The following is a 12,766-nucleotide window of genomic DNA, read 5'->3' as shown; positions in this document are numbered from 1 at the left end:
ATATCATTCAATATAGAGCTTCTATCTTTTTTATTGTTATTTTTTAAAAGATTCAATAATTGTTGTAAAATCTCATTATTCTTACTACAATCTTTTTCATATGTACTTTCATCTTCTAAGTGATTACTTTTATCTTCATCTGAATGACACTCATTATCACTATCTTCTGATTTATTTGAGCTTATATTTTGATTACTTGTTTCTTTTTTGTCTTTAACTTGTCCATTATCTGTTGCCTTATATAGATTATCTTCAAATTTATCATTCTTCACATCTTTATTCTTAGATGAACTTTTTTTATTCCCAATATCTTTAATAACGTTATAAGAATCTGCTTGTATCTTCATACAATAATATCCTCACTTCCTACTATTCTTATAGCACTTGTCTCTTTCTCAAATAACTCATACTTGCAAACTCATCATTAGTTTTTTGTTCTTTTAAATTTTCTTCTTTATAATACTGCCCATATTTTTTTTCTTTTAGTTTTTCTAATGATTTTCTTTCTATCTGCTTGTCTATAAGCTGTTTTCTAGCCTTCTCAAGTTCATTTGTTGACTTGTCCAATTCCTCTGATAAATCTTTTATAGAGTTATTTAAAGCTAACAAATAGTTAATAGTTATTTTTTGATTTTGAATACTATCATTATTTTTACTTATTGAATACTTGCTATAATTACTTTCCAGATTTTCTAAATTATTTTCTATATCTATTTTTTTTTGTTGAATCTTAGCAAATTCCATTTTTATCTTTTCTTCATCTTTCATTTTTAAGTCTAAAACCTTCTGTAATCTAAACTTAAAGTTCTTATCCAACTCTATCACAACCTATTCAAATATTTTTTTAATTATTTATTCAAATATTCTTTTCAAACCATTTATAGTTTCATTAAAAGAACTCTTTTCATTTATTCCTTGTTTTAAAAAATTGATAATATACTCATGATAATAGATTGCTTCGTCTATTTTTTTATTGGTACCTGAAGCATATGCTCCTATATTTATCAAATCTTCTGCCTCCCTATATTCAGAAAGCATATCTCTTGCAAAAGATGCTACTTTTATATCTTCTTTTGAAGCAATTTCATTCATAAGTCTACTTAAACTATTTAAGACATCTATAGAAGGGTAATGATTCTTATTAGCTAAATCTCTAGATAGAACTATATGACCATCAAGTATTCCTCTTGTAGTATCTGCTATTGGCTCATTAAAATCATCTCCATCAACTAATACTGTATAAAAGGCAGTTATAGAGCCTTTATCTGATGTCCCTGTTCTTTCCATCAGCTTTGGTAAAATAGCAAATACAGATGGTGTATATCCCTTTTGAGCTGGTGGCTCTCCTATGGCTATTCCAACTTCTCTTTGCGCCATAGCAAATCTAGTCACAGAATCCATCATGAGAATCACTTTTTTCCCTTGGTCTCTAAAGTATTCGGCTATTGCAGTGGCTGTAAGGGCACCTTTAAGTCTAACTAATGGTGCTTTATCTGATGTCGCACATACAACAACAGATTTTTTCATTCCCTCTTCACCTAAGTCTTTATCAATAAAATCTAATACTTCTCTTCCTCTTTCTCCAACAAGGGCAATTACATTTACATCAGCTTTTGCATTTCTAGCAATCATACCTAGAGTTGTACTCTTACCTACTCCACTTCCTGCAAATATTCCTATTCTCTGTCCTTCACCACAAGTAGTAAATGCATCTATTGCTCTTACACCTGTTTCCATTATATTTCGTATCTTTTTTCTCTTCATTGGGTCAGGAGGTTCATTGTTCAAGTTGTATCTATCTCCTAAAACAACTTCTGAGTTGTCTATAGGATTTCCAAGACCATCAAGTACCTTACCTAGTAAATTATCACTACACATAACACTTAAGGGTATCCCCTTAGAAATAACTTTACAACCAGGTGCTATCAATGTTAACTCTCCTAATGCCATTAATATTACTTCTTTATCTTTAAATCCTACTACCTCACAATTCACTAGCTTATTGACTTGATTGTATATAACACATAACTCTCCAACAAAAGCTTTTATTCCTTCAACTTCTACAGTAAGTCCTATTATCTTCTTAACTCTACCTTCTGATATAGTGAGTTCTAAATTTTCTATTTTCTTGTTTATTTTGTCAAAATCTATAGATATATCAGTTTTATACATATTTTATTCACCAAGCAATTCTTCTTTTAGTTTTTCCATAGCACAATCAATACCAACTATTATTCTTCCATTTTCCTTTTGTATAATAGCATTTCCTTTATCTATACTATCATCTGCAATAACAAATACACTTGATTTTAATGATGTTTCTTCTTTAAATAATTCAAACTCTTTCTCTATATTATCTTTATAGAAAGAATTACATCTTACTATGAATGAACTACTTCCTTCATAATCTTGAATAATTTGTTTTAATAAATCACTCATAGATTCTTCATCTTCAAAGTGCTTTTTTAGAACAGAACTAGCCATATTAATAGCAAGTCTTATAATCTCTTTATTTTTTTCTTTTATGTACTCAGTCATTTTCTCATTAGCTTGTAATAAGATTAAATTTGCCTGATTTCTTATAGAATCTGCTTCATCTTTAGCTTTTTGGGTATACTCATTATACGACTCTTTATATCCATCCTCATATCCATTTTTCTGACCTTGACTATATCCTTTTTCATATGCTTGCTTTTCTATATTTTGTGCGTTTATTTTTGCTTCTTCCAATATCTCATTTTTTTTTATCTCAGCAGATTCTATAGCTTCTTTTATTACTTCATCTCTAAATCTACAATCATTATCTTCATTTATATTTGATTCTCCCAATCTAGCTTTATCTATTATAGATAAGTCCAAAACTCCTTTATATGATGCTTTTTCACTTTTAATAATTTTATTATTCAACAAAGTCATCACCAAAATTCCTTACAATAGTTATGGCACCTTCTCTTTCAAGTTTTCTTACAATACTTACTATTTTTTGTTGAGCACCTTCAACCTGAGTAACCTTTATGACACCAACCATTTCCATTTCTTCTTTAAGTGCTTCTGCTGCTCTAGAAGATTGATTTCTATATATAGCATCTGATATTTCATCATCCACACCTTTCAAAGCATATACTAAGTCCTTCATAGTTACTTCTTTCAATACTTTCTGTATGCTTATATCATCTAACTTGACAATATCTTCAAATACAAATATATTAGATTTAATTTGAGCTGCTAAAGCTGGGTCTTTTTCTTCAATTGTATTCAAAATATTCTTTTCTGTTTTTCTATCAGAATTAAGTAATATTTGAACCAATGTAGCTATTCCGCCATAGTCTTTAAAATCTTCACCACTTATTGAATGTAATTTATCCTCTAATGAGCTTTCAATTACACTTATAACGTCTGGAGATATTGAACCCATTGAACTTATTCTCATAGCTACCTCATTTTGTAAATCAAAATCTAAATAAGCTAAAACTTCTGCACCATTTTCAGGATCCATATGTGCAAGTAAAATAGCTATAGTCTGTGCACTTTCATCTCTAAGTATTTCTAATATCTTCTTTACATCTAGTTTTATAATATGTTTAAAAGGTTTTGTACTTGTATCTATTGAGATACCTTCAAGTAATTTACTTGCTTTGGCATTTCCCAAGGCATTACTTAACAATTCTTTTGCATATTCAAGACCGCCTTCTATAACATAGTCTTTCGCTTTATTTATTTCTACAAACTCCTTTAATATTTCTCTTCTTTCTTTTGAAGCTATTGAAGAAATATTTGCAATTTCCAAACCTATTTTTTGAACTTGTTTATCTGGTAGACTTTTTATTATATCACTAGCCACAGTTGGACCTAATGTCATTAACAGTACAGCGGCTTTTTTTAAACCTTCACCTTCTACCTTCTCTTTCTTATCACTTTCACTTATATCACTTAAATCAAACGCATTAACATTTGTAATTTCCGCGGACACTTTCTATCCCCCTTACTCATTTAACCAAGTTTTTATTATCTCTGTGACTTGGTCTGGTTTTTCTTCTGCATACATTTTAACAGCTTCCTCTAATGTCAATTCTGGGTCATCCCCTAATAGAGGATTGTCTTTCTTATCAATAGAATTAGAATTAGTACTATAAACTTCATCTTCATAATCCATATCTTCTTGTTCACTTCTCTTTTTATATATTAAGTATCCAATAACACCTACTGCAACAACTGCTACTACTCCAACAACTGCTTTTATTATATTGTTTTTGAATCCTTCTTTTTTAATATCTTCCATTTCTTGCTTAGCTTCTGCCTTACCTTTAGGGTCAAATACCATTGAAACAACACTAAGAGTATCTCCTCTCGCTCCATCCATACCTATAGCATTATTAACAATATCTTCCACATCAGCTTGAACACCTTTAGCTATTTTTCCATCTATAGCAACAGAAGCTGTCAATCTTTTAAGTTCTCCAGGTGCAACTATAGTATGAGTTTCAATCTTACCTGTTTCATATTCAAAACTCTCATCCAAACTATCTTCTGTATTAGTACCATTTTTATTTCCTTGGTTATTCATATTAGCATCTACACCTTGAACATTATTTGTCGCAGATTTAGATGAATTTTTTGACCTTGTTTCCTTTATAGCAACTTTATCAGGGTCAATTTTTATTTCAGTTTTTTCAGCTGTATCAAAACTTAAATCAGCATTTACTGTAGCTTTTACTTTCCCTGTACCAAATATTGGTTCTAACATGTCTAGAATAGACTTTTCTAACTGTTTATTTAATGCCTGCTCAGATGCCTTATTTTTATCAATACTAATAGCACCATTTATTGGTTGATTGTTTTCATCAACTTCTTCATCGTCTAAGATACCTTCAGATAATAAGTTCATCTTGTTATCAATAATTTGAACATTTTTCTCTGGTATATTTGTAACACTTCCTGATACAAGTGCCATAACAGATTTTATTTGATTTTTCTCTAAAGTAGTTCCTGGCTTCAGCATCAAATAAACAGCTGCGCTTCCTGGAACAGCCTCCTTCTCAAATACAGAAGACTCACCAAATGTTATATGTACTCTACTATCTTCCACCTGAGGAAAACTCTTGATTGTTTTTTCTATTTCTCCTTGCATCATTCGTTGCTTCTTAATTTGAAATTCTTCATCGGTAAGACCTATTGATGAACTATCATCCATAAGTGCAAAGCCTTTAGAACCACTTGTTAAACTTGGAGCTAACTCTAACCTCAACTTATCAACTTCTGTTCTAGGAACATAAATTGTACTTCCTTTTACCCTAGTATCTATTTTTCTAGACTCTAATTCTGCTGATATATCTGCAGCATCTTGAACATCTAGTTCTGAAAATAAGACTGCATACTTATTTTTGCTTGCAGATATTGCTGTAAATACTAGCGCTAAACATATAGCAACAATCCCTATACCTAATGCTATCTTAGTCCCCTTTTTTAGAGAACCTATTTTTGTCCTAGATTTAGCAACTTGCTCCTTAATCTTATTTTTAAAACTGGCTATCATTGATTATTACTCCTGTTCAAAAGGCTAAATTTGTACTTTATTCATTTCTTGATATGCATCATGAATCTTATTTCTAACTTCTATTAAATATTGCATAGATAGTTGTGCTTCTTGACCTCTTAACATAACTTCATGCATAGAAACATCTTCGCCTTTTATAAATTTTTCTTTCATATCATCTGCTGTCACTTGTTGAAAATTAACCTTGTCTATAGTATCCTTTATTACATCTTCAAAATTCTTTTTTTCTTCTTTATTGTTAGTATTTAATGGTTTAGTTCCTCCAATTAAGTTATCTAACTGTGTACCTTGCACTATGTTGTTAATCTGTGTAATCGGCATAAATTATCCCTACTTTCCTATTTCCAGTGCTTTTGATATCATAGACTTCTGAGCATTTAATGTATCTATATTAGACTCATATGCTCGTGAAGCAGTTATTAAGTCTGTCATCTCAACTAATATATTTACGTTAGGATATTCTACATATCCATTTGGCTTTGCATCTGGGTGAGATGGGTCATATACTTCTTTAAGAGGTGATTTGTCATCTTCAACAGATGTGACTTTTACTCCTAACATACCTAATTTATTATCATAATTTTCTTCAAATGAAACTACTTTTCGTCTATATGCTTCTCCATTTGGACCTCTTGTAGCATTTATATTTGCTACATTTGATGATATGATATCCATTTTCAAACTTTCTGCTGTTAAACCACTAGCAGAGATTTCCATTCCACTGAACACACTCATCTTTTATTTACCTCCCACTTATTATTGATTTAGTCATTGCTATTTTACCATTTGCAAAACCTATCAAAGCATTATACTGTAATGTTGTCATTGCTTGATTTACTTTTTCTTCTTCTATGTCTACATTATTACCATCCACTCTTAATCCTTTAGAATTATCTGTTTTTTCTTCTATTTTAGGCATGGCATCATTTAATGTTTCTTCGAAAGTTACATAATGTTTCTTATAGCCTTCAGTATTTATATTTGCTATATTATTTGCTATTGTCTGACTTCTTAGATTAGTTGCATCTAATCCCATTTTTATAATGTCATATGTATTCATATTCACTCCTCCTTAAAATATTCATCTACTCTATTTATTAATTAAAAACGGAGTTGCTATATTACAAAAAATGACTTCTTTATTTATCCAAATTAATTGCATTTCTATTACATTAATATAATAATGTATCATTTTAGTAAGAAAACAAAGTTTTCCTCAGTAAACTCTAGTGAAAATAAAAAAAAATTTTAATATGTATTTAATTATTTCTTTGCAAAGTTGCCTTTTTTTGTAAAATAGTAACTTTTTTATATGCTTTATCTCTATTTTAAATTATAAATTGGTAAAATTTGTTATTATATATATTTTTTACTGTAATAAAGTAATTTTTTCATAACAAAATGACCGCCAAAAAGGCAGTCAATTCGACTAATCCTACGTATACAGTATAGTATACTTAGGACTCTTTTTGGCAACTGGCTGACATAGTTTATATACAAACCTTAGCCCCTATAGCTTTGCGTCACTAAATTTCTCTAGTTTTGCCAATTTAGTTTTAACTTAAGTATACAATAAATAACAAATTTTTTAAATATATTTTTGTGTATATTCTTCTATTTTATTTTATAATTTAATTTTCAATGTATGATATAGTGTTTATTTTTGAATGTAATCTTATAAAATTTGAACAAAAACAGTTATTCCATTCTCAATAAAATTTAATCTATTAGTTTAAATATTTTATCGGGAATGGAATAATTAACCCACATATCTTAGTTTAAATAGCTTTTATATTAAAAAACTATTATACTTTATCAGTATCAATAAACTCAGAATAAATATCAATAAACATTTTTCTATATTTATAGTATTCATCAGAGATACATAATAACCCAGAATCATGCACACACCACGGTTTTTTTTGGTTTGGTATTACAACTTTATATTTATTTTTTATAAATTCTATACTTTGAGATAAGTCATAAAAATCCCATCCATCAAATACATCTTCTCGCCATCTCAAATCATATTGAGTTATCATTATTAGACCATCAATACCAAGCACTTCTTCATATTCTTGCTCTACTTCATCATAGCTTAATAATGACATTTTTCCTGTAACACTTGACTCGTATACTTTTCCAACTTGCCAATAATTTTCACAAAATAATTTTTTTGTACCACAAACTCCAATCATTCCAACTGATTTATTACTTTCAAATATACTTATAATATCATATATAAAATTTTCATTAATTATAAAAACATCTTGATGTAGATATACTTTATAGGTAGCATCAGATTTACTCTGAGCATTATTATATGCACTTGCAATAGATGATGCATCTCTTATAGATATTATTTCTACTTCAAGCCCTTCAGGTCTCTTTAGTCTACTTATATAGAAAAGACACTCTATATATGATAATGTATTATTAACTGCTGTTATAAAACAAATTTTCTTATTATTCATATTTAAAGAATTCTCTCCTAACATCCTTGATAGCTTTTTGTGTTAAATTAAGATATGCATATCCATATTTAGAACATGGTTCTAGTATAGCTCCTTCTCCCCATTCATTCCATGCATTTATAAAAACTATATCTTCATCTAAGTTTCTATTTTTTTTATTCATAGTCATAATATCTTTAAGCCACATGTAGTAATATTTTGGAGATGAACCTTCAAATATCCACGACTTTTCAGCTTTCCTTGGGGTGTTATCCCAACTTGGTGTAACACATTTATAGATTTTATTACATTCATAGTCTATATAGTTTCTCTTTTCAACATATTCTCTATAATCAAAAACTCTACCTTCATAATTATCTTTTATAAAATCAATTTCTTTGTTTATAATGCTATATTTAGATAAATCAGTACTTATATTTCCATGTGGGCTAAATTCGTTAACCGCATCAAACCCACACTGATGATAATAGGAGCTATCTTTACCCCAAGGTTCTTTTGTAGCAATTACGTAAATATCCCCAATGTTATTTAATTTACAGTATTCCCTCCAAAAACCAATTACTTCAATAGGGTCAGGAATATTTAACGGCCTGTATATCATTATAACTTTTTTATTATTTATTTCAATATATCGATCATCCTCTAAGTATCTTTTCATATCATAAATAGCATTTTTATAATCCTCTTTTGTATCTAATTGTTTTACTAATATCTCCTTATTATCACTTTTATACCCTCTTGTCCAGTCTTCATTCGCCCAATATAAACAAAAAGGTATCTTCAAATCTTTATTATTTAAAAGGATATCTAATGGCTTTCTAAGTAATTTTACATCCCCACTCAAATAATAGTATATTGAAAATCCATAAATACCACTTCCTTTTGCCAATTGTATTTGACGTTTAAATGTATCTATAGATTCTAAACTGTAAAATCCAAGATCCTTAGGTAATCTTGGCTGGTAATGTCCAATATATTGTGGAATTGCTCTTGATACATTATCCCATTCTGTACTTCCTCTACCCCACCATTCATTATTGTTATCATCTAAGTGAAATTGGGGTAAATAGTATGCTATGAGTTTACTATCTATTTTATTAAATTCATAATCTAAGCTTATATCTTTACTATATTCTGATGAAAAAGAGTTCTTATTATGTATATAATCTATGTACATTTTATACTTATTTATATCATTCTCTAAACATTTTTTATTTTTTTTGCTTATTTTTAAGAAATACTTATCTACAAAGTATTCCTCTTTAATATCTTTAGTAAGCAAACCACTTAGATTTTCAATCAATTGTAATTCTTCACTTTCCATATCTGTTTTACTATAATATATCTCAACTATTTCATAGCCTGTTTCTTTAAATAATTTATGTATCTCTTTAAATGTAAAAAATCTTAAGTATGATTTATCTAAAACTTCAGAATCTGAATATGAAAATGACCCATTTATAAGTTTTTTAATAACACTTATATGCATTATATTTGGCACACTGACTAGTATATATCCATCCTCTTTTAGATATTCATATATATTTCTTAATACATCCCATGGGTTTCTTAAACAGTTTAATGTATTTGGAAATATAATATAATCAAAGAATCCATACATACTTTTCAGATTGATTCCTTCTGTGTTTCGCATTAAATTATTAAATACTATTTCTCCAAGTTCTCCAGAATTTATATTAATTTTTGTTCTATAAGTATTAGCATTCCTATAGATATTTTTTAGCTCTAATAGAGCCTCTCCTAAACCATATCCAATTTCTAATACATTTATAGACTCCTTCTTTCGTGATTTAATCATCTGCATAATTTCCGAATAATTTTTAGAACTGTTCTTCATATAAAAATTCCATTTTGAATTTAATTTTTCATTATTTATCTCTTTAATATATTTTAACTCATCATCTCTATCGTGAAGTATTTTATTAAAACAATGAACAAATGTATCTTTACACATAAGTAGATTATATCCTTTATCTATTACTCTCAGAAATACATCCTGAAATATATAATGCTCCAAAGTAAATAATTTATCTAAGTCTCCTATCTGATTCAATACCTCTTTTTTAATTAAAAAACAACTAGTAGATAAACTAAATTTATAATCCCATAGTTTACTATTAGACACATTAAAACATTTAGAAAAATCTAACATATCTAATATATTGTCATATTTTAAATTCATGTTTTTACATATAGAATCTTCATTTGATACTGCACACACTATACCTATATTGTTGTCACTATATAAAGCTTTGCTTAAATTATCTAACCAATTCGGTGTGGCTACAATTTTATTCTCCAAAAATAATATGCTTTCTCCTTTAGAAGCTTCTATTCCCCTAATATACCCTGTAAACATTTCTGTAGGATAATCTTTGTTTTGTATTATTTTCAAATCATTTTGCGATTTTAACCATTTGATTGTACCATCAGTTGATGCATTATCAATAACTATTATTTCAAAAGTTCCTATAGATGTGAATTTCCTTATGCTTTCAATACATAGTTTTGTATATTCTATATGATTATGAACTGAAATTATGATACTTGTAAAATTCGTATTTACTTTGTCATTATTATATTCATATTCACTTATAATATTTATCATATTATTATCCAAGCTCATATTATAATTCATTATCACAAATCTCCTTTTGTATTAAATGTTTTCTTATATAATCCTTCTATTGAAATGAAAACATCAGTTCTTGAATGTCACTATTTCCCTTAACTAATTCATTACTGTTCTCTAGTATATCCATTGCTATTTCATTTTCACCCATAATGTTAAAAATTGAAATAATATTGTAGATTGTGTCAACATCATTTCTATCAAATTCAAGTGACAACATAAATATAGATACACATAATTCATATAAACCTATATTATAAGCTTCTACACCAATTCTATTTAAAACCCTACTCTTATTTATTACATTAGCATCAATCAAGAACCTTGCATAATCAATAAATTCGTCGCCATATTTACTTTCTATGTTAAATATAAACTCTAAACTACTTTCTATATCTATCTCGTTGTCAATTCTTATCAGCCTGTATTTTAAATCTATCAAATCACTATCTTCATAAACTCTATTTAGATCCACAGCATATGTTGCTTTTATTTTATACTGATACGCTTGATACTGATCTCTCATATTTTCACCTGACATTGAGCACAGACAATCAATAAGTTTTTCATCTTCCCCTGTTAATCCAACTATAGATGCAGATACACTATTTATATCATAATTGTTTCCAGAAAATAGTTTTTGAATTTCACTTAATGTAAAAAATCTTAAATGTGTTTTATCTAAAATTCCCCATTCAGCATATGTGAAATTTCCACAAATTAATTCTCTTAACACGCTTACATGCATTATATTAGGGATACTTGCAATTATACTCCCATCTTTTTTTATATAATCTCTAAAGGAATGTAACACATCCCATGGGTTATTTAAATGTTCTAATACATCTCCTAGAATTATATAATCAAAATACTTTTTCTCATACGAAATTTTTGTTGTTTCTATATTACCAATTAGCACATTAGCTATATTTTGTGCTATTTTAGCAGGACTTTCACACAGCTCTATACCATATACTTTTGCATTTCTATATTGATTTTTTATCTCTAAAAGCGTTGCGCCTGTTCCACAACCTACTTCTAGTATGTGTAGTTCTTTATCTTTTTGTTCTTCTATCATATCAATTAGATCGAATCTAATATTATTGCTATATTCAACACTAAATTTCCATTTTTCCATAAATTTCAATCTATTGCTCTTTAATATCTCGTTATATCTCCATATATCTTCTCTAAATGAAATACTTCCAAAGTGATGAATAAAAGTGTCTTTACACAAAAATAATTTATATCCATTTTGTATCATTCTAAAGCATATATCATCATCTTCAAAATTACCTGGAGAAAAAATTTCATCTAATAGACCCACCTTATCCAATACTTCTTTTTTTATAACCATGCAAAATCCAACGAGTTTAATTCTATACTCCCAATAATTCTCATTACTTTGGTTAATTTTATTTGAAAATTCAATTAATTCTTCTATAGAATTGTAGTCCACTTTTATTTCTTGATAATATGAACAATTGTTAGTAATTGCTCCAACTGCTCCTATATCTTTATTACTCCATAATGCTTTATCCATATTATAAAGCCAGTTTGGAGTTACTATAACATCGTTATTTAAGAGAACTATATTTTTACCACTAGATATTTCAATTCCTTGATTACATCCTTTTGGAAAACCTTGATTCTCATTGTTAAATATTATTTTTAAGTCATTTTGTTCTTTTAACCACTCCACAGTTCCATCTGTTGAATTATTATCAACAACAATAATCTCATATGAATTTTCATATGTGAACTTTTTTATACTTGCTATACACAGTTTAGTATACTCTAGCTGATTATAAGTTAATATAATTATACTTGTGAAATTTTGTACATCTTGATTTTTAATTTGATATTTTTCCACAAAATCAATCGAATTATCCAAATTTATATATCCATTCATATTTATTACTATCCTCTCAAATTAAATTTATTTCATATTATATCTCAACTCATGAAGATATTTTATATTATATAAAGTATCTTCATTTGACATATCCAAAGAATAAGCTTTTTTTAGCATAAACTCAGCCTCATTAAAATTTTTATCTATAATCATTATTATACTTTTTATAT

11 protein-coding genes, 1 pseudogene and 1 riboswitch are annotated in these 12,766 nt (G+C 28.0%); all 12 genes and pseudogenes read right to left on the bottom strand.

All coding sequences use genetic code 11. From position 1 onward, the window contains the following. Window positions 1–347 (bottom strand): annotated as a pseudogene (locus tag KGF50_RS16955) (flagellar hook-length control protein FliK); the annotation flags it as partial. Window positions 348–375: 28 nt separating this feature from the next. Further along, entirely contained in the window at window positions 376–825 is a 450-nt protein-coding gene (fliJ, locus tag KGF50_RS16950; RefSeq protein ID WP_227434673.1) for a flagellar export protein FliJ, read from the bottom strand. 27 nt (window positions 826–852) lie between these two features. Next, the gene (gene fliI / locus KGF50_RS16945) at window positions 853–2,172 is read right to left on the bottom strand and encodes a flagellar protein export ATPase FliI (RefSeq protein WP_227849156.1); all 1,320 of its coding nucleotides are present in this window, start codon (window positions 2,170–2,172) and stop codon (window positions 853–855) included. Between the two features lie 3 nt (window positions 2,173–2,175). Further along, window positions 2,176–2,916: a FliH/SctL family protein gene (locus KGF50_RS16940; RefSeq protein ID WP_227849155.1), complete on the bottom strand. Its 741-nt coding sequence runs from the start codon at window positions 2,914–2,916 to the stop codon at window positions 2,176–2,178. Beyond that, window positions 2,900–3,970 (bottom strand): flagellar motor switch protein FliG, encoded by a 1,071-nt coding sequence (gene fliG, locus KGF50_RS16935; protein WP_227849154.1) that lies wholly within the window; start codon window positions 3,968–3,970, stop codon window positions 2,900–2,902. The genes KGF50_RS16940 and fliG overlap by 17 nt, the downstream gene beginning before the upstream one ends. A 12-nt stretch (window positions 3,971–3,982) precedes the next feature. Further along, a complete protein-coding gene (gene fliF / locus KGF50_RS16930; protein ID WP_227849153.1) occupies window positions 3,983–5,533 on the bottom strand; it encodes a flagellar basal-body MS-ring/collar protein FliF in 1,551 nt (516 codons plus the stop codon). Between the two features lie 24 nt (window positions 5,534–5,557). After that, a complete protein-coding gene (fliE, locus tag KGF50_RS16925; RefSeq protein ID WP_227849152.1) occupies window positions 5,558–5,875 on the bottom strand; it encodes a flagellar hook-basal body complex protein FliE in 318 nt (105 codons plus the stop codon). A gap of 9 nt (window positions 5,876–5,884) precedes the next feature. Next, window positions 5,885–6,289 (bottom strand): flagellar basal body rod protein FlgC, encoded by a 405-nt coding sequence (flgC, locus tag KGF50_RS16920; protein WP_227849151.1) that lies wholly within the window; start codon window positions 6,287–6,289, stop codon window positions 5,885–5,887. Between the two features lie 7 nt (window positions 6,290–6,296). Then, entirely contained in the window at window positions 6,297–6,614 is a 318-nt protein-coding gene (gene flgB, locus KGF50_RS16915) for a flagellar basal body rod protein FlgB (protein WP_227827777.1), read from the bottom strand. 408 nt (window positions 6,615–7,022) lie between these two features. Continuing rightward, a riboswitch (cyclic di-GMP riboswitch) is annotated at window positions 7,023–7,111 on the bottom strand. A 248-nt stretch (window positions 7,112–7,359) separates the two neighbouring features. Beyond that, a complete protein-coding gene (locus KGF50_RS16910; RefSeq protein WP_227827778.1) occupies window positions 7,360–8,028 on the bottom strand; it encodes a glycosyltransferase family protein in 669 nt (222 codons plus the stop codon). Beyond that, the gene (locus KGF50_RS16905) at window positions 8,021–10,687 is read right to left on the bottom strand and encodes a glycoside hydrolase family 99-like domain-containing protein (protein WP_227827779.1); all 2,667 of its coding nucleotides are present in this window, start codon (window positions 10,685–10,687) and stop codon (window positions 8,021–8,023) included. Before KGF50_RS16905 ends, KGF50_RS16910 begins: the two co-directional genes overlap by 8 nt. Window positions 10,688–10,733: 46 nt before the next feature. Continuing rightward, window positions 10,734–12,593 (bottom strand): bifunctional glycosyltransferase family 2 protein/class I SAM-dependent methyltransferase, encoded by a 1,860-nt coding sequence (locus KGF50_RS16900; protein ID WP_227849150.1) that lies wholly within the window; start codon window positions 12,591–12,593, stop codon window positions 10,734–10,736. Between the last annotated feature and the right edge of the window lie 173 nt (window positions 12,594–12,766).

Source organism: Clostridioides sp. ZZV15-6598 (genome assembly GCF_020657705.1).
In the GTDB taxonomy this organism is placed as follows: domain Bacteria; phylum Bacillota; class Clostridia; order Peptostreptococcales; family Peptostreptococcaceae; genus Clostridioides; species Clostridioides difficile_F.
This window is presented reverse-complemented; position numbering and strand designations above follow the sequence as displayed.